This window comes from Mycolicibacterium lutetiense (assembly GCF_017876775.1).
Classification (GTDB): domain Bacteria; phylum Actinomycetota; class Actinomycetes; order Mycobacteriales; family Mycobacteriaceae; genus Mycobacterium; species Mycobacterium lutetiense.
The window spans coordinates 1380579-1405450 of sequence record NZ_JAGIOP010000002.1; the positions used below are offsets into that span (position 1 = coordinate 1380579).

25 protein-coding genes are annotated in these 24872 nt (G+C 65.2%); 12 read left to right on the forward strand and 13 right to left on the reverse strand.

Annotation, left to right across the window (positions count from 1 at the left end):
* Positions 1–34 precede the first annotated feature (34 nt).
* Positions 35–748: a LysR family transcriptional regulator substrate-binding protein gene (locus JOF57_RS15945; protein ID WP_209918019.1), complete on the reverse strand. Its 714-nt coding sequence runs from the start codon at positions 746–748 to the stop codon at positions 35–37.
* Positions 749–776: 28 nt separating this feature from the next.
* Between JOF57_RS15945 and JOF57_RS15950 the strand changes: the two genes are divergently transcribed.
* On the forward strand, positions 777–1163 hold the full coding sequence (locus tag JOF57_RS15950) for a DUF5997 family protein (protein WP_209918021.1): 387 nt from the start codon (positions 777–779) through the stop codon (positions 1161–1163).
* Positions 1164–1193: 30 nt separating this feature from the next.
* Here the strand turns inward: JOF57_RS15950 and JOF57_RS15955 are convergent, their stop codons facing one another.
* Positions 1194–1634, reverse strand: a complete 441-nt coding sequence (locus tag JOF57_RS15955) for a hypothetical protein (protein ID WP_209918023.1) — start codon at positions 1632–1634, stop codon at positions 1194–1196.
* A gap of 103 nt (positions 1635–1737) precedes the next feature.
* On the opposite strand from JOF57_RS15955, the gene JOF57_RS15960 reads away from it, so the two are divergent.
* Genes JOF57_RS15960 through JOF57_RS15975 form a run of 4 tightly spaced genes read left to right on the forward strand, consistent with a single transcriptional unit; the run spans position 1738 to position 6628 of the window.
* The gene (locus JOF57_RS15960) at positions 1738–2619 is read left to right on the forward strand and encodes an SDR family NAD(P)-dependent oxidoreductase (RefSeq protein WP_307870031.1); all 882 of its coding nucleotides are present in this window, start codon (positions 1738–1740) and stop codon (positions 2617–2619) included.
* Between the two features lie 9 nt (positions 2620–2628).
* Entirely contained in the window at positions 2629–3702 is a 1074-nt protein-coding gene (locus tag JOF57_RS15965; protein ID WP_209918025.1) for an NAD(P)H-dependent amine dehydrogenase family protein, read from the forward strand.
* An 8-nt stretch (positions 3703–3710) separates the two neighbouring features.
* Positions 3711–4358, forward strand: a complete 648-nt coding sequence (locus JOF57_RS15970) for a TetR/AcrR family transcriptional regulator (protein WP_209918027.1) — start codon at positions 3711–3713, stop codon at positions 4356–4358.
* A gap of 23 nt (positions 4359–4381) precedes the next feature.
* Entirely contained in the window at positions 4382–6628 is a 2247-nt protein-coding gene (locus JOF57_RS15975) for a molybdopterin-dependent oxidoreductase (protein WP_209918029.1), read from the forward strand.
* A gap of 110 nt (positions 6629–6738) precedes the next feature.
* Here the strand turns inward: JOF57_RS15975 and JOF57_RS15980 are convergent, their stop codons facing one another.
* Both JOF57_RS15980 and JOF57_RS15985 read right to left on the reverse strand, forming a co-directional pair.
* Positions 6739–7056 carry a hypothetical protein gene (locus JOF57_RS15980; protein WP_209918031.1) on the reverse strand — a complete coding sequence of 106 codons (318 nt, stop codon included), beginning with the start codon at positions 7054–7056 and terminating at the stop codon, positions 6739–6741.
* On the reverse strand, positions 7056–8123 hold the full coding sequence (locus JOF57_RS15985; RefSeq protein WP_209923408.1) for an AraC family transcriptional regulator: 1068 nt from the start codon (positions 8121–8123) through the stop codon (positions 7056–7058). The genes JOF57_RS15980 and JOF57_RS15985 overlap by 1 nt, the downstream gene beginning before the upstream one ends.
* Before the next feature lie 96 nt (positions 8124–8219).
* On the opposite strand from JOF57_RS15985, the gene JOF57_RS15990 reads away from it, so the two are divergent.
* Together JOF57_RS15990 and JOF57_RS15995 are read left to right on the forward strand one after the other, a co-directional pair.
* Positions 8220–9671, forward strand: coding sequence for a DUF1254 domain-containing protein (locus tag JOF57_RS15990; protein WP_209918033.1), 1452 nt, complete (start codon positions 8220–8222; stop codon positions 9669–9671).
* 23 nt (positions 9672–9694) lie between these two features.
* Positions 9695–11134, forward strand: coding sequence for a DUF1254 domain-containing protein (locus JOF57_RS15995; RefSeq protein ID WP_209918035.1), 1440 nt, complete (start codon positions 9695–9697; stop codon positions 11132–11134).
* A gap of 96 nt (positions 11135–11230) precedes the next feature.
* Here the strand turns inward: JOF57_RS15995 and nrdE are convergent, their stop codons facing one another.
* The 4 genes from nrdE to JOF57_RS16015 form a co-directional block, all read right to left on the reverse strand.
* Positions 11231–13312, reverse strand: a complete 2082-nt coding sequence (gene nrdE / locus JOF57_RS16000) for a class 1b ribonucleoside-diphosphate reductase subunit alpha (protein ID WP_234938552.1) — start codon at positions 13310–13312, stop codon at positions 11231–11233.
* Positions 13313–13365: 53 nt separating this feature from the next.
* The gene (nrdI, locus tag JOF57_RS16005; protein ID WP_209918038.1) at positions 13366–13818 is read right to left on the reverse strand and encodes a class Ib ribonucleoside-diphosphate reductase assembly flavoprotein NrdI; all 453 of its coding nucleotides are present in this window, start codon (positions 13816–13818) and stop codon (positions 13366–13368) included.
* Positions 13819–13856: 38 nt separating this feature from the next.
* On the reverse strand, positions 13857–14096 hold the full coding sequence (locus JOF57_RS16010) for a redoxin NrdH (protein WP_209918039.1): 240 nt from the start codon (positions 14094–14096) through the stop codon (positions 13857–13859).
* Between the two features lie 503 nt (positions 14097–14599).
* Complete coding sequence (locus JOF57_RS16015; RefSeq protein WP_209918040.1) at positions 14600–15142, reverse strand: NADPH-dependent FMN reductase; 543 nt, start codon at positions 15140–15142, stop codon at positions 14600–14602.
* Positions 15143–15231: 89 nt separating this feature from the next.
* On the opposite strand from JOF57_RS16015, the gene JOF57_RS16020 reads away from it, so the two are divergent.
* Genes JOF57_RS16020 through JOF57_RS16030 form a run of 3 tightly spaced genes read left to right on the forward strand, consistent with a single transcriptional unit; the run spans position 15232 to position 18119 of the window.
* Positions 15232–15849 (forward strand): TetR/AcrR family transcriptional regulator, encoded by a 618-nt coding sequence (locus JOF57_RS16020; protein WP_209918041.1) that lies wholly within the window; start codon positions 15232–15234, stop codon positions 15847–15849.
* A 4-nt stretch (positions 15850–15853) separates the two neighbouring features.
* Entirely contained in the window at positions 15854–16930 is a 1077-nt protein-coding gene (locus tag JOF57_RS16025) for a DNA polymerase IV (protein WP_209918042.1), read from the forward strand.
* Between the two features lie 10 nt (positions 16931–16940).
* The gene (locus JOF57_RS16030; protein WP_209918043.1) at positions 16941–18119 is read left to right on the forward strand and encodes an AAA family ATPase; all 1179 of its coding nucleotides are present in this window, start codon (positions 16941–16943) and stop codon (positions 18117–18119) included.
* On the opposite strand, the gene JOF57_RS16035 is transcribed toward JOF57_RS16030, so the two are convergent.
* Both JOF57_RS16035 and JOF57_RS16040 read right to left on the reverse strand, forming a co-directional pair.
* On the reverse strand, positions 18116–18979 hold the full coding sequence (locus JOF57_RS16035) for an SDR family oxidoreductase (RefSeq protein ID WP_209918044.1): 864 nt from the start codon (positions 18977–18979) through the stop codon (positions 18116–18118). The two genes, JOF57_RS16030 and JOF57_RS16035, sit on opposite strands and share 4 nt — an antisense overlap.
* 9 nt (positions 18980–18988) lie before the next feature.
* Positions 18989–19648 carry a TetR/AcrR family transcriptional regulator gene (locus JOF57_RS16040; protein ID WP_209918045.1) on the reverse strand — a complete coding sequence of 220 codons (660 nt, stop codon included), beginning with the start codon at positions 19646–19648 and terminating at the stop codon, positions 18989–18991.
* A gap of 127 nt (positions 19649–19775) precedes the next feature.
* Between JOF57_RS16040 and JOF57_RS16045 the strand changes: the two genes are divergently transcribed.
* Positions 19776–21257 (forward strand): cytochrome P450, encoded by a 1482-nt coding sequence (locus JOF57_RS16045; protein ID WP_209918046.1) that lies wholly within the window; start codon positions 19776–19778, stop codon positions 21255–21257.
* A gap of 87 nt (positions 21258–21344) precedes the next feature.
* Here the strand turns inward: JOF57_RS16045 and JOF57_RS16050 are convergent, their stop codons facing one another.
* Positions 21345–21839, reverse strand: a complete 495-nt coding sequence (locus tag JOF57_RS16050; protein WP_209918049.1) for a 2-isopropylmalate synthase — start codon at positions 21837–21839, stop codon at positions 21345–21347.
* A gap of 190 nt (positions 21840–22029) precedes the next feature.
* On the opposite strand from JOF57_RS16050, the gene JOF57_RS16055 reads away from it, so the two are divergent.
* The gene (locus JOF57_RS16055) at positions 22030–22791 is read left to right on the forward strand and encodes a sulfite exporter TauE/SafE family protein (RefSeq protein WP_209918051.1); all 762 of its coding nucleotides are present in this window, start codon (positions 22030–22032) and stop codon (positions 22789–22791) included.
* A 20-nt stretch (positions 22792–22811) separates the two neighbouring features.
* Here the strand turns inward: JOF57_RS16055 and JOF57_RS16060 are convergent, their stop codons facing one another.
* Both JOF57_RS16060 and JOF57_RS16065 read right to left on the reverse strand, forming a co-directional pair.
* A complete protein-coding gene (locus JOF57_RS16060; RefSeq protein ID WP_209918053.1) occupies positions 22812–23876 on the reverse strand; it encodes a phosphotransferase family protein in 1065 nt (354 codons plus the stop codon).
* Between the two features lie 30 nt (positions 23877–23906).
* Positions 23907–24722: a class I SAM-dependent methyltransferase gene (locus JOF57_RS16065; protein ID WP_209918056.1), complete on the reverse strand. Its 816-nt coding sequence runs from the start codon at positions 24720–24722 to the stop codon at positions 23907–23909.
* Positions 24723–24872 lie beyond the last annotated feature (150 nt).

Sequence of the window (24872 nt, forward strand, 5' to 3'; positions counted from 1 at the left end):
GCAATAGCTGGCCACTCGACACCCCGCAAGTCGGTCAGCGTCGACCGCGATCGGCCGGTCCCGGCTTGCGCGCGACCTTGCCCGCAGCCGCGCGGGCAGCTTGCTTGGCAAGGGTCTTCTCCCGCGCGGTGCGTTTCGGCACCGGCTGAGTTTGCCCCCGCGACGAACCGGCTTTGCGGCCCCGCACGATCCCGATGAACTCCTCAACCATCGCCGGCTGCGGGCCTTCCTGGAAAGCGAGTACCACCGGGCAGGTGGGTGCGTCGGTGATCGGGCGGTAAATGAGGTCCTTGCGGTGATGCAGTCGCGCCAGCGACTGCGGAACGATGAGCGCGCCCATCCCTGTGGCAACGAGTTCTATTGCATCCTGGGTGGTCTCGGGTCGGTGATCGACGGGGACACCTGGAGCGCCCGCCCAGGCGAGGACGTCGTCGAGTGGGATCAGCACAGGCTCGCCGTCGAGGTCGGCGGCGGTGATCTCGTCGACCGCACTGAGAAGGTGATCGGTGGGCACGACGGCCACCGTCGTCTCCTCGTAGAGAGGGATGACGGCCAGCCCAGACGTGTCGGCCGGCAGCCGGAGCAACGCCACCTCGACGGTGCCGTCCCGCACGCCGTCAGCCGCGTCCGCCGCGGCGACAGCGCACAACTGCAGCGGCACCTTGGGGTGGCGCTGCGCCCAGATCCGAGCCCATTTGGCGGGCGTCCCGCCGGGCACGTACCCGAGGGTGAGGGACTGTGGGGTCACCGCCTCAGGCTACCGATACGCTGAATCCATGAGCAGGCCAAACGCGCAGTCCATGAAACCCGCCACGGCGGCGAAGAAGCTGGATGTGTACTTGCCCGCGACGCCTGCGGAGTTCCAGGAGAATCCGATCACCCGAACCGAGCTCGCCGCCCTGCAGGCGGACCCGCCGCAGTGGCTCAAGGACCTCCGCAAGAACGGGCCGCACCCGAAGAACCTGGTGGCCGCCAAGCTGGGCGTCTCGATCGCCGGTCTCGCGCGTGGTGCCGTCGGGGATGCGCTCACCACCGAGCAGATCGATCAGCTGCTCGAGGAGAAGCCGGAGTGGCTGGTCGCCGAACGCGAGAGCTATCAGAGTGTGCTGCGCGAGGAACGGCGCCTGAAGTCGCTGCGTGCGGAACAGGCCCGCGAGAGCTGATTCTGAAACCGCTGGCGATCGTTCGATGGATCAGCGGGGTTCCGGCACGTCTGCCGGGAGCAGGTGTGCGTACGGATCTTCGTCCGGCCCAACATGTTCGGGCATCGGATAGTAGGTCTTGATCAGCAGATTGCCGGCCTGGTCCCAGGCAAAAGTCTCGATGCTGTAGGCCGACTGGACGTCGGGCTCAGTACCGAACGAGTTCTCGCAGACCCAGGCCATTTCGTCCCCATTCACCTGCACGGTGATCATCCTGATCTTCAGGATCGACTGGAACATGTCGAACGCGTCGGAAGTGGCGGCAGCGAATCCGTGCTTCTCCTCGGTACCGACCGGGTCGAACATCCGGACCTCGCCCGGGCAGATGGTGCGCCACGACGCTACCCACTCGTCCTTCTTACCCGCGTTCCACAGCTCAGCGTGCTGTGCCGCGTGCGCCAATCGCGCGCGCCGACTCGGAACGTTGCTCATCGTCGACTCCTCTCCAATGTGCGTCCGGCCGCGATGCCTGAGTTGCGGCCCCGATGTCGGGAATTTCGCGACGCAATAAAAATAACACCTGTAATCTTTTGGCGTGGCCATCTCCGATGCATCTCCCGAATTGGACGGAAAAGTCGCGATCGTCACGGGCACCAGCCGTGGCGTCGGAGTGGGTATCGCGCACGAACTCCTTCGCGCGGGCGCGACGGTGATCGGCTGCTCTCGCGCATCGTTGGACGCACTTCCCGGCACCGAGACCAACCCGGACTGGGCTGACCGTTCCGCTCAAATGGTGTGCGACCAAGCGGATTACCGAGCCATCGACGCCTTCGTCACACGGGTGGCGGACACCTATGGACGCGTCGACATCCTGGTCAACAACGCCGGCGGCACCGTCCCCTCTCCATCGGTGGATGCCGTCCCCAGCTTGGTCTCGCGCATCCAAGGGGCACCCGCCAGTGACGACGAGTACGAACGCAGCGTGCTGTTCCATGCCTTCGCCGTACAGATGAACCTGATCAGTCCACTGTGGTTCGCCATCCGCGCATTCCGGCAGATGAAAACGCAGGACGGCACCGGTTGCATCATCAACATCTCCAGCGGGGCGAGTCACCCCGCAGGCTCCCCCACGCTGGTGTCCTACGGCGCGGCCAAAGCCGGCCTCAATCACATGACGCGGTCGCTGGCCCAGGAATGGGGCCCGACGGTGCGGGTGAACTGTGTTGCGCTCGGTCCCACCGTGACCCAGAATTTCCAGTCCTTCGTCCTGCCCAAGGATGACCCGGACGGGGAGAAGTACTTCGCGCCGATTCCCCTCAAACGAGGCGGCGAACCCGCCGAAGTGGGGCGCACCTGTGTCTTCCTCGCCTCCGGTGCGGCCGACTACATCAACGGCACCACCATCGAGATCGACGGCGGCATGCTCCCCGGAGTCCTCTACGACGCCGGACTCAAGACCATCACCGACCTACTGTGAGGAAACACGTTGACCCGCCGAGTCATTCAATTCTCCACCGGCAACGTCGGTGTCCACGCGCTGCGGACCATCATCGGGCGCCCAGATCTCGAACTCGTCGGTGTCCACGCCGCATCGCCGGACAAAGTGGGGCGTGACGCCGCAGACCTGTGCGGTTTGTCCACTCCGACCGGAGTGATGACCACGTCGGACATCGAGGAACTCGTTGCGCTGCACGCGGATTGCGTCGTCTACACCTCCCAGGCCGAGACACGTCCGCATGAGGCGATGGCGGACCTGATCCGCTTTTTGAGTGCGGGGACGAATGTCGTCGGCACATCCTTTGTCTGGTTGGTCGCGCCCGAATTCACCGATGCATGGCTGCGGGAACCACTGCAGCAGGCCTGCCGAGACGGCAACTCGACGCTCTACGTCAACGGCATCGACCCCGGCTTCTCCGGCGACACGCTCGTCTATTCAGCGCTCAGCCTCGCCGGTCGGGCCACCGCGATCACCGTCCAGGAGATCTGCGAATACGGCAGTTACGATGACGCCGAGTTCACCGGTAGCAGTTTCGGTTTCGGCACCGATCCCGACCACCAGCCCATCCTCTTCGCGCCGGGTGTGCTCGCGTCGATGTGGGGAATACAGGTGCGCAGCCTGGCCCGCGACCTCGGCGTCACACTCGACGAAGTACGCGAGCGACACGAGAAATGGGTGACGCCGGAACCGATCTCCACCACCATGATGGACGTCGCGCCCGGCCAGGTGGCCGCAGTCCGGTTCGCGGTGGAAGGCGTCCGCGACGGCGAGGTCATCATCACCATGGAGCACATCAACAGACTGACTCCGGCTGACGCACCAGACTGGCCTCGTCCCCCAGACGGCAGGCCCGGCGTACACCGCGTCACCGTCGAAGGCGATCCCGGCATCCGAATCGACACCCACGTCGGTGGATCCGGGGTCGATCACAACATCGGCGGTGTCGTCGCCACCGCGGCGCGGGCGGTCAACGCCATCGACGCGGTATGCCGGGCCCCCGCCGGTATTCGCGCCGCTCACGACCTCCGGCCTCTGGACCACCTGGCCGGCACGATGTGGTGACATCAGGCATGGCAGGGTCCTCAGCACCCCGGCGGCCGCCCAGCGGCAACCAGGAACGCGCCGAACGCACACGTCGAACCGTGATCGACGAAACGGTGCGCTACATCCTCGACGAAGGCTTCGCAGCACCCAGCGTGCGGCGCATCACCGAGCGCGCCGGCCTGACCTGGGGCGTGGTGCAGTATCACTTCGGAGACCTCGGCGGACTGCTGATGGCAGTGGTCGACCAGGGAATCGCCGAACTCACCGAGGCACTCGAGAGACTTCGCCACGAGACCGCAAGCCTGCCCACCGATCGCCGCACCGAGGTGGTCGTGGACGCACTGTGGCAGGCGTTCTCAAGCCCCACCTCGATGGCCGCGCTGGAGATCCTCATCTCCACCCGCGCCGCGCGTGACAGCGAGGTCAACGCCCAATTGTCCGACACGATGCGGGAATTCACCGAACTAGGCAGACACCTCGGCGAAGATCTGGACGCACCACAGGCCACCGAGATCGGCAACCTCATCTGGGCGACGTTACGGGGAATCGTTCTCGCCCAGATGGTTTCGCCGCAGCCCCTGGACACCAGCAGAGATCGCAGGACCCTGGTCGGTGTGCTCAACACTTACATCCGGGCACAGCACACACGCTGCCAACCGCCGCGCCGCCCCTAACGCCCAATCGGTCAGGAGACGAGATGCCTTCTCACAAGGTGACGTGCCCGCTGTGCGAAGCGATGTGCGGTGTGCACGTCACGGTGAGTGACGGCCACGTCCAAGGCATTCGCGCCAACCCCGACGATGTGTGGTCCCGCGGACACATCTGTCCGAAAGGGGTGTCGCTAGGGCACCTTCACGAGGATCCCGACAGGCTGCGGCAGCCGATGGTGCGTCGCCCCGACGGCACTCACGTGGCGGTGTCCTGGGATGACGCGCTCGCCGAGACCGAACGCGTTCTGCGGCCCGTCCTTGATACCGACGGTGCCGGCGCGCTGAGTGTGTACGTCGGGAACCCCGTCGCGCACAACAGCCACCTGGCCACCTATATCGGGGCGCTGATCGGCTTCGCCGAGGCGGCCGGCATGAAGGGGTACTACTCGCCGGGCACCGTCGACCAGTGGCCACTGAACGTGGTGAGCACTCTGCTGTTCGGCGGCATGTGGAACGGGCCCATCCCCGACCTCTACCGCACGGACCATCTGGTGATCCTCGGCGCCAATCCGGCTGCCTCGCAGGGGTCGATGCTATCGGCGCCCGACATCATGGGCCTATTGACCGGTGTGGCACAGCGCGGCCGCGTGGTGGTTGTCGACCCGCGCCGAACTCCGACCGCGCAGCGCGCGAGTGAGTGGGTGCCGATCCAACCCGGCACCGACGCGCTTCTGCTGTTCGCCATTCTGCGCACGCTGGCCGAGAACGGCTGGGTGCGGCACCCCGAGCATCTGCGCGGAAAAGTCGCTGGGCTCGATGAGATCATCGCGATGGCCGAGCCTTTCGTGCCCGAAAAAGTCGCTGTCACAACGGGTATCGACGCACGCACGATCCGCCGGCTGGCCGCTGACCTCGCACAGGCCGAGAACCCGGTGCTCTACAGCAGAATCGGCACCTGCACACAGGAATTCGGCACCCTGGCTACCTGGCTGGTATTCGTGATCAATACCGCCCTCGGTGTGCTGGACCGCCCAGGTGGTTCGGTGTTCCCGAAACCGGCGGTCTGGGCGCCGATGTTCGCCAAGCCGCCTGACCAGGACGGGTCGGGATGGCAGTTCGGTCGGTATCGCAGCCGCGTCCGGCGAGCGCCCGAGGTGCTCAACAGCTTTCCGGTCGGCTGCCTGGCTGAGGAGATCGACACACCTGGCGAAGGTCGGCTTCGCGCGCTGATCACCGTTGCCGGTAACCCCGCTGTCTCGGCGCCGGGAGCCGGGCGGTTGTCGGCGGCCTTGGGTCGCCTCGACGCGTTGATCGCGGTGGACAACTGGCTCAACGAGACCACCCGGCATGCCCATGTGATCCTGCCCGGATCGTCCCCTCTGGAACTGCCCCACTTCGATGACCTCTACTGGATGTACTCCGTCGCCTCCTGCATCAAGTATTCGGAACCGGTCTTCGAACCCGAGCCCCAACGTCCGCCTGAGTGGGAGTTGCTACTGCGACTCGGTGGCGCGATGTTCGGCACACCGGTGCCCGAGGTGGACACCGCCGCACTCGACGACCTCTACGTCGGTGGGATGGTCGCGACCATGTCTGCAATTCCAGGCAACCCGCTGACGGGCCGCGACGCCGGGCAGGTCATGCCCGCGCTGGCCGGCAAGGGGCCAGAACGCCTGATGGATCTGGGCATTCGGGTGGGGCCGTGGGGTGATCAACTGGGCGACCGGCCCGGCGGGCTCACCCTGAGCGAGGTGCGTCAGCATCCCGATGGACTGCGGCTGGCCGAACTCGAAGGGGGACGGCTCGAGACGAGTGTGACGACGCCCTCGGGAAAGGTCGAACTGCTGCACGACCATCTGATCAGCGATATCCCCCGACTACTGTCGCGCATGGAGCGTGGGACTCCCGAGCTCGTGCTGATCAGCCGAAGGCATCTGCGGTCCAACAACTCCTGGCTGCACAACGTCCCTGCCCTCATGAAGGGACGCGACCGTTGCACCCTGCTCATCCACCCCGTCGACGCGGCGCGTGTCGGCCTCGAAAGCGGCGCGATGGCGAACGTCGCCACCTCCGAGGGCGCCGTTACGGTGGCTGCCGAAGTCACCGACGAGGTAAAGCCCGGCGTGGTGTCACTCCCCCACGGCTGGGGTCACGGCCTCGACGGAACGCAGTTGACCACCGCGAACCGTCATCCGGGAATCAACAACAACCTGCTCAACCCCACGGACGTCATCGATGTGCCGAGCAACACCCATGCGATCAACGGCATTCCTTGCCACGTGAGCCCGGCCTGACGCCACCGCGGCATGCCTGTCGTAGGTTGGGCGGACGCTCTCAGAACAGCCCTCGAACATGCAGTTGACGCAGCTCCACATTCGGTTACCAGACCTGCAGATCCTGTCGGTCAGATCACGCCGGCTACGTGGAGGGTCGCAACAAGGTCGAGGATGTGCAGGAGCCCGAGGATGAGCAGCACTGCACCGCCGGTGATGAACCAGGTTCCGCCGGAGCGCGGGGTCGGTGAGTGATGGTCGTCGGATGGCGCCGGTCCGTCCGGATGGAGCAGACGTTGGTCATCGTCACGAACCCAGCGAGCGCGGCCGATACGGCGGCGAACGCCGACGACGACCAGCACCGCACCCACGGCCGTGAACAGCGCTGCGCGGATCGCCGGGCCGATCCACGGCGTGCCACCGCCTTGGGCGAGCATGTACTCAACCATCAACTGTTCCCCCTGATCGGCCCGACCGTCGAGTGCATGCAAGCCTCGTCTGCGAGTAGAGACTGCCAACTTCTTCCGACGCTGCGATAGTCGCTGGGTGTCATGCCGAACCAGCGTTTGCATGCTCGCGTCAGCACGCTCTGCTCGGCGTAGCCGAGTTGGCGACACAGCTGCACGAGGGGCAGATCGGTGTCGAGCAGCAATCTGTTGGCGAGTTCGCGGCGGGTTTGATCAATCAACTTGCCGAAGGCGACTCCTTCGGCGACGAGGCGTCGTTGCAATGTCTTTGGGTGGATGCCGAACTGGCGGGCGACGAACTCGGCGGTCAGCTCTCCGGTGGGCAGGAGTCGTCGGATGATGCTGCGCACGGTGTCGGTGAAGCCGCTCGCATGCTCGGCACCGGTGCTCGACAGGTAGTGCAACGCGAGCTGATGGGCCAGCGGGTCATGGTTGAGCGGACGTTGCAAATCGGCGGCACGCAGGGTGAAGCCGGAGATCGGTTCGTTGAAGTGCGGTGGACAGCCGAAGTAGCGGCGGTAGTCGGCTCTGGTGGCCAATGCGGGGTGGGGCACGTGCACGGACACGGGCCGGTAGACGGTGCCCAGGAACAGGTGCAGCACCCGGAGGGTGACGCCGAGGGCCAGTTCGATGGCCTGGGCCTGTGGCGGCGTCGGGTGCAGCAGGAAGTCGAATTCGAACCGGCACAGCGTCTCGTCGGCGTGCGAATTGATGCGGACGCTGATGCCGGGACTGTAGGCGTTCATGTACGTGCCGAGGATCGTGAACGCCTCGGCCGCGGTGGCTGCGGTGCGGGCCGCGACACCCACCGGGCCGAGGATATCGATGCTCTGCCGCGTCGCCAGTTGGCGGCCGAAGTCCTCCACACCCAGCACCGCGGCTGCGCTTTCGACCGCGGCGATGGCGTTGCGCAACGAAATGTACCGGTCACGTTGACCGGCATCGGCGGGATCGATGCCGGCGAATTCCAGCAGCGCGGCCGGGTCGCCCCCATGGGCAGCGGCGAGCCCGCTGAACCCCACCAGAGACGATCCCTGGACCAACTGCATGTCCATGACAATCAAGAAGATGTCCAGCAAAGTCAAGACAAGACCTGTGGGCTCAGGCAACGATGATCGGGGCTCGGGTGACAGAGGGGGAAGATGATGGACAGCAACAGGTTTTGGCGCCGACGGTGGTTGAGCGTGGTGGCCGTCGCGGCGATCGGACTGACCGCGGTCGCCTGCGGCGGTGACAAGGGTTCGGACAAGACGTCGAGCGCGCCCACCGGTGAGGTGAGCGCGGAGCAGATCCGGGAGATCGCCAAGCAGGCCTACATTTACGGCTTCCCGATGGTGGACAACTATCGGATTCAGTACGCCTACTTCCAGAACAAGCAGGACCCGCAGTACAAGGCCCCGTGGAACACGCTGAAATCGAGTGCGCAGGTGTACACGCCGGCGGACACCGCGATCCAAACTCCCAATTCGGACACGCCATATTCATTCATCGGGGCCGACCTGCGGACCGAACCTCTGGTGCTGACGGTCCCCAAGATCGACGAGAAGCGCTACTACTCGCTCCAGTTCATGGACCAGTACATGTACAACTTCGACTACGTGGGTAGCCGGACCACCGGGAACAACGGTGGGAAGTACCTGCTGGCCGGACCGAACTGGAAGGGCGAGAAGCCCGCGGGCATCGACAAGGTGCTGCGCTCAGAGACCCAGTTCACGTTCGTGGCGTACCGGACCCAGCTGTTCGGTCCGGAAGACCTCGACAACGTGACGAAGATCCAGTCGGAGTACAAGGCGGAGCCGCTCTCGAAGTTCGAGGGCAAGCCGGCGCCGACCGCCGCGCCCGCGATCGACTTCGTGGTTCCGCAGAACCCGGAGGAGGAGCGGAAGTCTCCGAAGTTCTTCGAGACCATGAACTTCCTGCTGCAGTTCATGCCGGTGCTGGACACCGAGAAGGAACTGCGCGCGAAGTTCACCTCGATCGGTATCGGGTCGGACGAGAAGCTCGACATCAGCGCGCTGTCGGCAGACAAGCAGAAGGCGTTCCAGGACGGACTCGCCGATGCCTGGACGGAATACGATCCGATCCAGGCGAAGGTGGAGAGCGGGCAGATTCCAGTCGGTGACCTGTTCGGTAGCCGCCAGACGCTCGGCACCAACTACCCCTACCGGATGGCCGGTGCCATCAACGGCATCTTCGGCAACGACAAGGCCGAGGCGATGTACCCGAGCTTCTCCAACGACTCGACCGGCGCTCCGCTCGATGGCGCGAACAAGTACACCTACCGGTACGCCCCCGGGCAGCTGCCGCCGGTGAACGCCTTCTGGTCCGTGACGATGTACCGGATGCCGCAGAGCCTGCTGGTCGCGAACCCGATCAACCGCTATCTGATCAACTCGCCGATGCTGCCCACGCTCAAGCAGGATCCGGACGGTGGCTACACCCTGTACATACAGCGCGAATCTCCGGGCGCTGAGAAGGAATCGAACTGGCTGCCGGCGCCCGAGGGGCCGTTCCGGCTGACGCAACGGCTGTACTGGCCCAAGGAGGCCGCGCTCAACGGGACCTGGCAAGCGCCGGTACCCCAGAAGGTCGGATGAATCTGATGATCCGGAGGAAACCCATGCTGCGACGAAGTAAATCTTGGCGCGTCGGGACGGCCGTCATCGCCGCGGCGATGCTCGCGGTGACGCTGTCCGGTTGCGGTGGCGATGACAAGGAGTCGAGCGATCAGACTGAGGTGACCGCCGCACAGATTCGCGAGATCGCCAAGCAGGCCTACGTCTACGGGTATCCGATGGTCGACAACTATCGGATCCAGTACGCGTATTTCCAGGACAAGCAGAGCTCGCAGTTCCGAGCGCCGTGGAACACCCTGCACTCGGATGCCCACGTGGCCACTCCCGCCGACACCGCGGTGCAGACCCCGAATTCGGACACCCCGTACACCACCTTGGGTGCGGATCTACGCGCGGAGCCGTTGGTGCTGACAGTGCCCGAGGTGGAGAGCAACCGGTACTACTCGGTTCAGTTGATCGACGCCTACACCTACAACATGGGCTACCTCGGCAGCCGCACCACCGGAAACAACGCCGGGAAATACCTGCTCGCAGGTCCGAACTGGAAGGGCGAGAAGCCCGCCGGCGTCGATGAAATACTGCACGCCGAAACCGATTTCGTCCTCGCGTTGTACCGAACCCAGCTGTTCGGCCCGAACGACATCGACAACGTGAAAGCGATCCAGGCCGGCTACAAGGTAGAACCGCTGTCGACCTTCCTCGGCACCGCCGCGCCCGCGACGCCACCCGCGATCGACTTCCTGGTTCCCCAGACCCCCGACGAGCAACGCAAGTCGACGAAGTTTTTCGAGACGCTGAACTTCGTGCTGCAATATGTGCCGGTGCTCGACTCCGAGAAGGAAATCCGCGCGAAGTTCGATTCGATCGGCCTCGGAATCGGCAAGAAGTTCGACATCAGTGCGCTCCCCGCGGACCAGCAGCAGGCCTTCCAGGACGGAATCACTGACGCCTGGACCGAGTACAACCAGCTGCAGGCGAAGATCGACAAGGGTGAGGTGACGACCGCGCAGATGTTCGGTGACCGCCAGAGGATGGGTACCAATTACCTGTACCGCATGGCCGGCGCGATCAACGGCATCTACGGCAACGACACCGCCGAGGCGATGTATCCGATCTTCCGCCTGGATTCGGCGGGTGCCACGCTGGACGGCGCGAACAAGTACACCTACCGATTCGCTCCCGGGCAACTGCCGCCGGTCAAGGGCTTCTGGTCGATCACCATGTACCGGATGCCGCAGAGCCTGCTGGTGGCCAATCCGATCAACCGGTACCTGATCAACTCACCGATGCTGCCCGACCTGAAGAAGGACGCCGACGGCGGCTACACCTTCTACGTGCAGAACGAATCCCCGGGCGCGGACAAGGAGTCGAACTGGTTGCCGGCCCCCGACGGTCCGTTCGTGTTGATCGAGCGGCTGTACTGGCCCGACCAGACGGCGATCGACGGAACCTGGAAGGCACCCCTGCCACAGAAAGTCGCATAGCTTCGTTCGGCATTAGCCGTCCGAACGGTGAATGGCCAGTTATGGCACGCCTTTTCGCAATTGGCGTGCCATAACTGGCCATTCAGCGTTGCGCCGCTACAACATGCAGCTGACGCAGTTTTCCACTTCGGTGCCCTCCAAAGCCATCTGACGCAGTCGGATGTAGTACAGCGTCTTGATTCCCTTGCGCCAGGCGTAGATCTGCGCCTTGTTGACCTCACGGGTGTCGGCGGTGTCCTTGAAGAACAGCGTCAGGCTCAGCCCCTGGTCCACATGCTGGGTGGCCGCGGCGTAGGTGTCGATGATCTTCTCGTAGCCGATCTCATACGCATCCTGGTAGTACTCCAGGTTGTCGTTGGTCAGATACGGCGCCGGGTAGTAAGCGCGGCCGATCTTGCCTTCCTTGCGGATCTCGATCCTGCTTGCCACCGGGTGGATCGAGGACGTCGAGTGGTTGATGTAGGAGATCGACCCGGTCGGCGGGACGGCCTGCAGGTTCTGGTTGTAGATGCCGTGCTTCTGCACCGAATCCTTCAACTGCTTCCAGTCGTCCTGCGTCGGGATGTGGATCTCCGCGTCGGCGAAGATCTGCCGAACCTTGTCGGTGGCCGGCTCCCACACCTGCTCGGTGTACTTGTCGAAGAACTCACCCGAGGCGTACTTGGAGTCCTCGAATCCGCCGAAGCGCGTACCACGTTCGATCGCAATGAGATTCGACGCCCGCAGGGCGTGGAACAGCACGGTGTAGAAGTAGATGTTGGTGAAGTCGATGCCCTCTTCGGAGCCGTAATGGATCCGCTCGCGGGCCAGATACCCGTGCAGGTTCATCTGCCCCAGGCCGATCGCATGCGAGCTGTTGTTGCCCTGTTCGATGGACGGCACCGACCAGATGTGGGTCTGATCGCTCACCGCGGTCAGCGCCCGGATCGACGTCTCGATGGTCTGCGCGAAATCCGGCGAGTCCATCGCCTTGGCGATGTTCAGCGAACCGAGGTTGCACGAGATGTCCTTGCCCACTTTGGCGTAGGACAGGTCCTCGTTGAACAGCGACGGCGTGGAGACCTGCAGGATCTCCGAGCACAGGTTGGAGTGGGTGATCTTGCCGGCAATAGGATTGGCCCGGTTCACCGTGTCCTCGTACATGATGTACGGGTAGCCCGACTCGAACTGCAGCTCGGCCAGTGTCTGGAAGAACTCGCGCGCCTTGATCTTGGTCTTGCGGATCCGGCCGTCGTTGACCATCTCGTGGTACTTCTCGGTCACCGAGATGTCGGCGAACGGGACGCCGTAGACCTTCTCGACGTCGTACGGCGAGAAGAGGTACATGTCCTCGTTCTTCTTGGCCAGCTCGAAGGTGATGTCCGGGATCACCACGCCGAGGCTGAGCGTCTTGATCCGGATCTTCTCGTCGGCGTTCTCACGCTTGGTGTCGAGGAACCGGTAGATGTCGGGGTGGTGCGCGTGCAGGTATACCGCGCCGGCACCCTGGCGCGCGCCGAGCTGGTTGGCGTAGGAGAACGAGTCCTCCAGCAGCTTCATGATCGGGATGACGCCCGAGCTCTGGTTCTCGATGTTCTTGATCGGCGCGCCGTGCTCACGAATATTGGTCAGCAGCAAGGCAACTCCGCCACCGCGTTTGGACAGCTGCAGGGCCGAGTTGATCGAGCGGCCGATCGACTCCATGTTGTCCTCGATGCGCAGCAGGAAGCAGGACACCGGCTCGCCGCGCTGCTTCTTGCCCGAGTTGAGGAACGTGGGAGTGGCCGGCTGGAAGCGGCCGTCGATGATCTCGTCGACGAGCTTCTCGGCCAGCACGGTGTCGCCGGCGGCCAGGGTCAGCGCCACCATCACGACACGGTCCTCGAAACGCTCCAGGTAGCGCTTCCCGTCAAAAGTCTTGAGGGTGTAGGAGGTGTAGTACTTGAACGCGCCCAGGAAGGTCGGGAACCGGAACTTCTTGGCGAAGGCCCGATCCAGCAGGGTCTTGACGAAGTTACGGCTGTACTGGTCGAGCACCTCGCGCTCGTAGTACTCCTTCTCGATCAGGTAATCGAGCTTCTCGTCCTGACTGTGGAAGAACACCGTGTTCTGGTTGACGTGCTGCAGGAAGTACTCACGCGCGGCGAGCACATCCTTGTCGAACTGAATCTTGCCGTCGGCGTCGTACAGATTCAGCATCGCGTTGAGCGCGTGATAATCCGTTTCGCCCGGAAGTGCGTGGCCGGCAGTGGTTACAGGCTCTGCAGCTGTGACGGTTGGTGGCACGTCTGGTCCTTCCAAAAGTCTTTCAACCCCGCGCGGACGGCTTCGACATCGTCCGGGGTTCCCATGAGTTCGAAGCGATAGAGGTACGGCACAGCGCATTTGCGGGAGATCACGTTGCCCGCGTAGGCGAATTCCGTACCGAAGTTGTTGTTGCCCGCGGCGATGACGCCGCGGATCAACGACCGGTTGTGTTCATTGTTCAGAAAAGCGATGACCTGTTTGGGGACGTAGCCACCGTTGTTGATGTCGGGGGTGGCACGACCGCCGCCGTAGGTGGGAAGGATCAGAACGTAGGGTTCGTCCACCTCGATACGGCCGTGCAGCGGAATCCGGGTGACGCGGCCTTCTGGCCACTCCAGCTTCTGGACGAAGCGGTGGGTGTTCTCCGAGACACTGGAGAAGTAGACGAGGTGGCTCATCGTGTCCGGCTCCTCTCCCGTGGTGGTGATGCCTTCCGTTACGCCGTCGCCGCAACCGTGCTGAGTGCCTTGATCCGGTCGGGGCGGAAACCCGACCAGTGCTCGTTGCCTGCCACCACAACCGGGGCCTGCAGGTAGCCGAGCGCCATGACGTAGTCACGGGCCTCGCTGTCGAGGGTGATGTCGACCTTCTCGAATGCGATGCCTTGCTTTTCCAACGCCTTGTAGGTGGCGTTGCACTGCACGCATGCGGGCTTGGTGTACACGGTGACGGTCATCTTCGGTACGGCTCCTCTTGCGGAAAGTGAAAAAACTAGACAGGTGACTGGCAACTAATCCGGGTCTTACGTTTCGCTTAAGTTCAGCGACCGTCGGGCCGTCAAAATTCCTGCCGGTCGAAGCCGCTCCCCGGCTGGCCGTGAAACCGACTCGGCCGGGTTCGCTACGCTCCGACTGACTCCCAAACTGTGGTGGCCTGTCGGTCTCACAGACACTACACCTAGTGGCCGACAGTTCGAAGTCATACAACATGTTCTGAATAACATTTCTGGAATTCCCAGGTCGTAAGCTTGCCAGCAACCACGCTCGCGGCGTGTCGCGCCCGACTTGACAGACCGTGTCGCGCCGCACGCCTAGATGTACCACCAGCCACCGACAAGTCCGGCCGCCGCTTCGCGCGAGACCCCCCAATAGCAAAGCCGCCGGCCGGGTCGGAACGACCCAGCCGGCGGCAAGATTTTGCCGGAAAGCGGCGCAAACGGCAAAACGCGAAGACGACCCCTCAGCCGGCCTCGACTGTGAGCTTGCCCACAATGTCACGCAGCGCCTCGGCCACCTCGGCGTTCTCCCTCGGGTGCTTGCCGTCGAGCGTCGTGGACGGCACCGACAGCTTCAGGTCTTCGACCACGCGTGGCCCCGCGATGCCGAAGGACTTCCGTGTCTCGTCGTGCGCCCACACTCCGCCGTACTGTCCGAGCGCCGCCCCGACGACCGCCAGCGGCTTGTCCTTGAGCGCGCCGTTGCCGAACGGCCGCGACAGCCAATCGATGGCGTTCTTCAACACACCGGGGATGCTGCCGTTGTATTCGGGGGTGACGACGAGCGCGGCGTCGGCCTCGCCGGCCGCCGCCCGCAGGGCGACCACGGACTCGGCCACCTCGGCGGTGTCGATGTCCTCGTTATAGAAGGGCAGTTCCCCCAGCCGATCGAAGATGCGCAGTTCCACTCCGTCGGGCGCCTGCTCCACTGCCAGTTCGGCGATCTGTCGGTTGATCGACGCCGCCCGCAAGCTCCCTACCAACACCAGCACCTTGGTATCGGCCATGTTCACACTCCTTTGTTCGACTCGCCCGATTCTCGCAACAGTCAACCGGACTATGGTCCGAATAATTCCACCTGAGTTAAAGTGCAGTTGTGGCAGCCTCCGACCGCCCGCCCCGGCTCGCGGGCATCGACGCGGCGCCACAAGAACGCGGCCCAGGCCGTGTTGATGCCGCCCGGAACCGCGCCCTGATCCTCGACGCTGCACGTCGGCTCGTCGCCGAACGCGGCCCCGACGCGGTCAGCACCGACGACATCGCGGTTGCGGCCGGCGTCGGCAAGGGAACCTTGTTCCGACGATTCGGTAGCCGTGCCGGACTGATGATGGTGCTGCTCGACGAGGACGAGACCGCCGAGCAGAACGCCTTCATGTTCGGTCCGCCCCCGCTGGGGCCCGGGGCGCCTCCGCTGGAACGGCTGCTGGCCTACGGCGCCGACCGACTCCGGTTCGTGCACTGCCATCAGGCGCTGCTGTCCGATGCCATCCGGGATCCCGCGCTGCGCTACACCGGCCCGTTCACCCTGCACCGCACCCACGTCCGGATGCTGCTCGAAACCGCCCGCACCACCGGCGATCTCGACGCGCAGGCCGATGCCCTGATCGCGCTACTCGACCCCGACTACGTCGCGCACCAACTATCCCTCGGCCGACGCCTCGACGACCTGGCCACCGCATGGCAGGACACCGCACGCAAGTTGTGCGGCCACTGACACCATGACCGCCTGGGTGCTGCATGTCGATCTGGACCAGTTCCTGGCCTCGGTCGAGTTGCGGCGCCACCCTGAACTGCAGGGCCTGCCGGTCATCGTCGGCGGCAGCGGTGACCCAGGCGAACCCCGCAAGGTGGTCACCTGCGCGTCGTACGAGGCGCGCGGGTTCGGGGTGCACGCCGGGATGCCGCTGCGCACGGCCGCACGCAAATGCCCCGACGCCACGTTCCTGCCGTCGGACCCGGACGCCTACGACGAGGCTTCCGAACAGGTGATGAGCCTGCTGCGCGATCTCGGCCACCCATTGGAGGTCTGGGGCTGGGACGAGGCCTATCTGGGCGCTGACGTTGAAGACCCCGTCGAACTGGCCGAACGCATCCGCACCGTCATCACCGCCGAGACCGGGTTGTCCTGCTCGGTGGGCATCAGCGACAACAAGCAGCGCGCCAAGGTCGCGACCGGGCTGGCCAAACCCGCCGGCGTCTACCTGCTCACCGAGGCAAACTGGATGTCGGTGATGGGTGACCGTCCAACCGATGCGCTGTGGGGCGTCGGACCCAAGACCACCAAAAAGCTTGCCACGCTGGGGATCACCACGGTTGCCGATCTCGCCGCGACCGACGCCACGGCGCTCACCTCGGCCTTCGGGCCGACGACCGGGCTGTGGATCCTGTTGCTGGCCAAGGGCGGCGGCGACAGCGAGGTCAGTTCTGAACCCTGGATTCCACGGTCACGCAGTCACGTCGTCACCTTCGCCCGGGATCTCACCGACCGCAGCGAGATGGACGACGCGATCCGCGAACTGACCGGACGGACCCTCGACGAGGTGGTCGAACAGGGGCGCATCGTCACCCGGGTGGCGGTCACGGTGCGCACCGCCACGTTCTACACCCGCACCAAGATCCGCAAGCTGAGTTCGCCGAGCACCGACGCGGATGTCATTACCGAGACGGCGCTGGCCGTGTTCGCTCAGTTCGAGCTGGAGCGGCCCATCCGACTGCTGGGTGTTCGGCTCGAACTGTCGATGGACGGGAACACATCCGACCGTGCGGGTGCCCCAATTGTCACCGCCGACCAATAACCTCGACCTCATGCTGCAGACCATTGCGATCCGGGGTTACCGCTCGCTACGGGAGGTGATCCTGCCACTGGCCGAACTCACGGTGGTCACCGGCGCCAACGGCTCCGGCAAGTCGTCGATCTACCGGGCCCTGCGACTGCTGGCGGACTGCGGGCGCGGCCGGGTGATCGGCTCGCTGGCCCGTGAGGGCGGTCTGCAGTCCGCCCTGTGGGCCGGCCCCGAACAGCCCGCCGAGCACACCCAGGGCACCATCCGGACCCGCCCGGTGTCCCTCGAACTCGGCTTCGCCGCAGATGATTTCGGCTACCTGGTCGATCTGGGCCTGCCGCAGATGGCCGGGTCCGGAGGTGAACCGTCGGCATTCACCCATGACCCCGAGATCAAACGGGAGGTGGTGTTCGCCGGACCGGTGTTGCGCCCGGCGTCGACGCTGGTGCGTCGCACCCGCGAATACGCCGAGGTCGCCGCACAATCCGGCCGGGGTTTCGACGAGGTGACCCGTTCGCTGCCCTCCTACCGCAGCGTGCTCGCCGAGTACGCCCACCCGGACGCGCTTCCGGAACTCTCCGCGGTCTCCGACCGGCTACGCGACTGGCGGTTCTACGACGGGTTCCGGGTCGACGCCGGTGCACCGGCCCGCCAACCCCATGTCGGAACCCGTACCCCGGTGCTCTCCGATGACGGCTCCGATCTGGCTGCGGCAGTGCAGACGGTCATCGAAACGACCTTCGACGATCTCGCCCGCGCCGTGGCCGACGCTTTCGACGGGGCCACGATCTCGGTGGCGGTCAACGACGGACTGTTCGATCTGCAACTACATCAGCGCGGCATGCTACGGCCGTTACGCGCCACCGAATTATCTGATGGCACACTGCGTTTCCTACTCTGGGCGACGGCGCTGGCCAGTCCGCGTCCGCCGTCGCTCATGGTGCTCAACGAGCCGGAGACCTCGTTGCACCCCGATCTGGTCCGACCGCTGGCCACCCTGATCCGCACGGCCGCCAAGCGGTCCCAGGTGCTGGTGGTGACGCATTCGCGCGCGCTACTGGACCTCCTGGAGACCAGCCCGGCGGCCGACGAGCAGCGGGACACCGCGATCGAGGTGGAGCTCTACAAGCAATGGGGCGAGACGAAGGTGGAGGGCTTCGGCATGCTCAACACTCCCTCGTGGGACTGGGGAAAGCGTTAGCGCTGCACGGTTTTCGGCCGCAACGCCCGGCTGAACAGCACGTTGACCTGGCGCATCGCGACGCTGTAGGGCCACCATGCGACCCGCTTGAATGCATACAGGGCGCGGATGTCGACCGACGTGTAGATCAGGAACCGGTTGCGCCTCATCCCGGCCAGGATCTTGTCGGCGGCCTTCTCCGGCGAGATGGCGTGACCGGCGAATCGGTCCACCCACTTCTGCACGTTGGGATCATCGCGGTCGACGCCGGCGATCTGAACGGTCTGCACCAGACCGGTTTTCACCGCGCCGGGCACGACTACCGATACCCCGATGCGGTGCCGCGCCAGGTCGAAGCGCAGCACTTCGCTCAGTCCGCGCAGTCCGTACTTGCTGGCGCTGTAGGCACTGTGCCAGGGCAGTGCCACGATGCCTGCGGCCGAGGACACGTTCACCAGATGTCCGCCGCGGCGGGCCTGCACCATCGGCGGCATGAAGGTCTCGATCACGTGGATCGGACCCATCAGGTTGACGTCGATCATCGAGCGCCAGTGCTGATGGGTCAATTGGTCGACGGTCCCCCAGGCCGATACGCCGGCGATGTTCATCACCACATCCATCGACGTATGTGCGGCGTGGATGTCGGCGCCGAAGGCGGCCACCTGGTCGTAGTCGGAGATGTCCAGTGCCCGGTGCGCGGGCACCTCGGCGCCGAGCGCCTTGGCATCGGCGACGGTCTGAATCAGCCCCGCTTCGTCACGGTCGGTCAGGTACAGCTCAGCTCCCTGCGCTGCCAGCGCGAGGGCGGTGGCCCGGCCGATGCCACTGGCCGCACCCGTGACGAAACAGCGTTTCCCCCGAAAATCGCTCCGCTGCGGCATGGCGGTACCTTACCGTACCGTGGGTGATCCACCCCACAGGGCGTTGAGCCACAGTCGCTCCACCACGTCGAGGGCACGTGCCGGATCGGGGCCGCGACCGACGAAAGCCGAATCGTGCGACAGCGTCATCGCCGTCGTCGCCACGAGGGTGCGCACCAGCGCGGGAAGGTCGTCGGAGATCGGCTGCGCGCCCCCGTCCTGCTCGACGAGGCCGACGATCTGGCCGATCACGGCGTCCTCGTAATCGTTCATCAGCTCCCGGATCTGTCCATCGGTGTTCTGCGCGACGGTGCAGGCCGACATGATCGGGTCGTTGGTGGCGAAGACGGTTGCCGCACTGCCGACCATCCGCTTGGAGAAGGCCGCGGGGGTCTCACCGACGTCTCGGGGCGCATAGTTGTGCGTCAGGGTGGCGAGTTGTTCCATCGCCTCGGCCACGATCACCGCCAGCACCGCGTACTTCGAGTCGAAGTAGAAGTAGAAGCCCGACCGCGCCACCCCGGCACGTTCGCTGATGGTGCTCACCGACAAATCGGCGAACGACTGCTCCTCGAGGAGTTCCCGCACAGCCGTCACGATGGCCTCCCGTTGCCGGTCACCCCGGCTGCGACGGGCCTGCGGACGCCCAGTGGAGCCGTTGCCGCCACCCGGTATCGATTCGGCTGTCATGGCATAAGACCTTTGCACTCGCGACGCGCCAGACAAAACTTGACATGCGTCAAGTCTGGCAGTCAGGATGGCCCCAAGTGGTGACACCGACCACACTTCGTCAGTTTTCGTACGGTCAGGAGCGGCCATGGCAACCATCAGCACCCCGCACTATCTGCTCGACCAGGCCAAGCGCCGGTTCACCCCGACGCCCAACACACTGCCCGGCATGGGCGCGTTGGAGAAGCGCCTCAAGGCCAAGGACTGGGACCAGTTCGTGTTCGCCGAACCCCCCGCCGGCAGCACGCTCAAGCCGGTCCTCGGCGACTCCGGTTTGCCGATCATCGGCCACATGATCGAGATCTTCCGCGGCGGCCCGAACTTCGTCCTGGAGCAGTACCGCAAGTACGGCCCCGTCTACTACGCCCAGTCACCTGCGCTGTCGTCGGTGATGGCACTGGGCCCCGACGCCACCCAGGCGGTCTTCTCCAACCGCAACAAGGATTTCTCGCAGCGCGCCTGGGATCCGATCATCGGGCCCTTCTTCGAAGGCGGCCTGATGTTGCTCGATTTCGATGAGCACATGTTTCACCGCCGGATCATGCAGGAGGCGTTCACCCGCACGAGGCTGAGCGGCTACATCTCCCACATCGACTCGGTGGCCTCGAACGTGCTGGCCAATGACTGGGTGGCAAACGATCGCCGGTTCCTGTTCCACCCTGCGATCAAGGAGCTCACGCTCGATATCGCCTCCGAGGTGTTCATGGGTGTTCCGGCCGGTACCGACCGGGCCCTGGTCACCACGATCAACAACGCGTTCACCACCACCACACGCGCCGGCAATGCGATCGTGCGGACGTCGGTGCCGCCGCTGAAGTGGTGGCGCGGCATCCAGGCCCGCAAGACCCTTGAGGACTACTTCGCCAGCCGGATCGGTGAGAAGCGGCGGTCGGAGAGCACCGACATGTTCAGTGTGCTGTGCCATTCTGCCGACGAGGACGGCCAGACGTTCACCGACGAGCAGATCATCAGCCACATGATCTTCGTGATGATGGCCGCCCACGACACGTCGACCTCGACGTTGACGACGATGGCCTATCACCTGGCTGCCAACCCGGAATGGCAGGAACGACTGCGCGACGACTCGGCCCGGATCGGCGACGGGCCGCTGGACTTCGAGTCGCTGGACAAGCTGGAAACCTACGACCTGGTGATCAACGAGTCGCTGCGGATGATGACGCCGCTGCCGTTCAATTTCCGCGAGGCCGTGCGCGACACCGAGTTGCTGGGCTACTTCATCCCGGCCGGCACAAGCGTGGTGACGTGGCCGTCGATCAACCACCGGCTGCCCGAGCTGTGGACCGACCCGGACAAGTTCGACCCGGAGCGTTTCGCCGAGCCGCGCAGCGAGCACAAGAGGCACCGCTATGCGTTCGCCCCGTTCGGCGGGGGCGCACACAAGTGCATCGGCATGGTGTTCGGACAGTTGGAGATCAAGACCGTGATGCACCGGCTGCTACGGCGCTACAAGCTGGAGCTCGCCAGCCCGGATTACCAGCCGCGCTATGACTACGGCGGCATGCCGGTCCCGATCGACGGCATGCCGATCGTGCTGCGCCCGCTGCACTGACGCATCTGATGGCCCAGTGGCCAGTTGTTGCACGTGTTCCTTGTAATTGCGTGCCACAACTGGCCATTCGGCGCAGTCAGGCTCCGGTCAGGCGGCCATCAGCCGGTTGGCACACGCGATCACGGCATACAGCGCCGATTGCTCCGGATCATCATCGAGCCCCATCGCCCACTCGCTGTGTAAGCCGTCGCAGCCTTCGATGAACGTCGCGGTCCGGCCGCCGGTGGGCAGCTGATGAAACGACATGGTCTCGACGGTGATCCCCTGCGCGTAGAGCATCTCGGTGAGTGCGGCGACGGGCCCACTCGCGGCTGCGGTCGATGTGCTGATGGCGTCGCCCAGAGCCAATGTGGCCTGGTAGTGGCGGGCTTGCGGCCCCAACCTGCCGGCTGAACGCGCCGTATCGGTGCAGGTCCACTGCCCCAGTTTCAACCCACCGGGGCCGGTCGCGTATTCGTCGAGGAACTGCTCCCAGGAGGCCGACGCCCCGGCTTCGCGCAGGCCACGCGGTAGCGGGTTGGAAAAATAGGCAGCGAACGACGACGGGGTGCTCGATTGCGGAGCCGATGTGCTGAGTTGCATGTGCCGGTCTTCTCTGACTAGAGGAAGTGACCGACGGAGTAGCGAACGACCCACAGCGGGGGGTCGGTCTGATCAGACCCCGCTGCGGGTTGCTACTACGAGTCGCCTTGGCACGTTGGCGATGCTAGACGCTGTCGAGCCGGTCACGCAAACACTTTTGACTCCGTAGTCTCGGCAACGTGGATGGCTCATGAGCGCCGGTGAGGTCGTCCTGCTCGTCCTGGCCGGTATCGGCGGCGGACTGACCGGCAGTATCGCCGGCCTGGCCTCGGTGGTCACCTACCCCGCACTGCTGCTCATCGGCTTGCCTCCGGTCACCGCGAATGTGACCAACACCGTGGCGCTGGTGTTCAACGGCGTCGGTTCCGTGTGGGGATCGCGGCCCGAGCTCGCCGGGCAGGGCGCCTGGATCAGACGGATCATCCCGATCGCGGTCGCCGGCGGGGCGGTCGGCGCGGCACTGCTGCTGTGCACGCCGGCCGAGGGTTTCGAGAAGGTGGTTCCGGTGCTCCTGGCGTTCGCGTCGGTGGCGATCCTGCTGCCGCGCGGCCGCCCGCAGGAGACGCGGGTGGCCGACCATCGTGAGCATCGACTCAAGGTCGCCATGGAGGCCGGGGCGATCTTCCTCATCACCATCTATGGCGGCTACTTCGGTGCCGCCGCCGGGGTGCTGTTGCTGGCGCTGCTGCTGCGAACCGGCGGCGCGACGCTCGCGCATGCCAACGCCGCCAAGAATGTGATCCTCGGTGTCGCCAATTCGGTTGCCGCGGTGGCGTTCATCGTGGTGGCGCCGGTGTACTGGCCGGCGGTGATCCCGTTGGGCGCCGGGTGTCTGGTCGGATCACGCCTGGGCCCGGTCATCGTGCGGCACGCACCCGCCGGCCCGCTGCGGTTCCTGATCGGCGCGGCCGGCGTGGCTCTCGCCGTCAAGCTCGCGCTCGATACGTACTGACTTCGCCCGGCGAGCAGCTATCACGTAAAGGGGTTGTCGCCCTTGGTGACCCGGGTCCCCAGCGCGAGGAGATTCTCCGCCGAGGCGTGCAGTTGCTCGCCGGCGTCGCGGCTGGCCCGCCCGGCCAGGTAGCGCGACCAGGTGCCCTCGATGACGATGCCGAGTTTGAAGCAGGCCAGCGCCACATACCAATCCAGCCGGTCGGTCTGGCGGCCTCCGGCGGCGCGATAGGCCTCGATGAGTTCGCTGCGGTGGGCCAGTCCCCCGAGTGCGACCAGCGCAGACCCCGCGTTGATCGGGTTGGGTTCGTCGGGCCAGCACACCAGCATCCAACCGAGGTCGAGCAGTGGATCGCCGATCGTGCACATCTCCCAGTCGATGAACGCGGCCAGTTCGGCGGTGTCGCGGCGCAGCAGGACGTTGTTGAGGTGGGCGTCACCGTGCATGATGCCGGGTTCGGCGTCGGGCGGGCGGTTGTCCTCCAACCATTGCGCCAACTCCCCGACGCCCGTCAACGACTCGGGCGAGTACCGGTCGTGGCGGTAGCTGTCGAGCAGGCCCAGGAACTGCGGAACCTGGCGGGCCAGAAACGATCCCGGCCGGCGGATCGCCGCGAGTTCACTGTTCTCCCAGGCCACGTTGCCCAGCGCGGCCAGGCTCCTGGCGTAGGACAACCCGACGCGGTAGCGCAGTCCGGCATCGGCCTCATACGCCGGACTCACCTCGGTACCGGGATTGAACCCGTCGACCTCCTCCATCAGGTAGAACACCACGCCGATCACGTCGAGGTCGGTGCAGCCGGCGATGAAACCCGGATGCGGCACGGCCGAACCCGCCAGGGTGCGCAGCACCGCGATCTCGCGCAGCATGGTCTTGTCACTGGTCGGCCGGGGGTGTAAAGGCGGACGCCGCAAGACCATTCGACGTCCGTCGACGCTCATGCCCACCACGATGTTCTGGGTTCCGCCGGTCAGCGGCGCCACGTCGGTCAGCGCCGTTCCGATCCGCTGCTCGCGCAGCCAGCGCTCAATGGCGTCCTGATCGGCGGCGCTGAGCGTGGGCAATTCCTGGACGTCGTCGGGCATGCCAGCCATGGTGCCAGCTGCCCGCTTCGATCAGTGTGTGTTCACGACGGTCAGCAGGTATTCCCACGGCATCGAGGAACCGGTGCGGAACCGGTCGCCCAAAGCGGCGATCTCCGCGTCCAGTTCGGCGACCCGATCGGCATCGGCGGCGATGGCCCGGTAGGCCGAGATCGTGGGGCCGTAGTTGGCCTTGAAATAGTCGCGGAACGCTGCGCCGTCGGGGTAGGCCGTGACGTCCAGTTCCCTGCGTTCACAGGACAACTCGCCGACCCGCTCGCCCAGCAGGGTGCGCAGGTACTGCTCATCGCCCCACCGCGGCGGCGGGGACACCCCGGGAGGTGGCGCCGGCACGTACGGCTTCATGGTGGCGAACAACTGGCCGATGAATCCCTCAGGCGTCCAGGAAATCAGACCGATCCGGCCGCCCGGGCGGGTGACCCGCACGAGTTCATCAGCAGCCTGCTGGTGGTGCGGGGCGAACATCACCCCGATGCAGGAGAGCACCGCATCGAAGGAATTGTCGGCGTACGGCAACGCCTCGGCGTTGGCCTCGGCCCAGTCGATCGTCACTTCGGCCTCCGCGCCGAGTCGGCGCCCCTGTTCGACGAGTTCTGGGCACAGGTCGCTGGCGGTCACCTGCGCACCCGTCGCGGCAGCGGGAATGGCCACGTTGCCGGTCCCGGCCGCTACGTCGAGTACGCGGTCACCTGGCCCGATGCCGCTGGCCTCGACCAGTACGGGACCCAGTGGGCGCACGATGTTCGCGGCGATCGTCGCGTAGTCGCCAAGCGCCCACAGCGCCCGGTGTTTGGCCTCAAGCTCGATATCGGTGGTCGTGACGTTCATGACGAACTCCTCTCGCGGATTGGCTTCATCGTCATCCCCCGCGACCGGCGATTCCAGTACCAGATCTGTAGCGGCCCTGGTTCTGGATCTGTACTGGCTTCCGGGCCCTGACAGCGGTGTACTTATGACACTGCGCACTCTCGCCGGGAG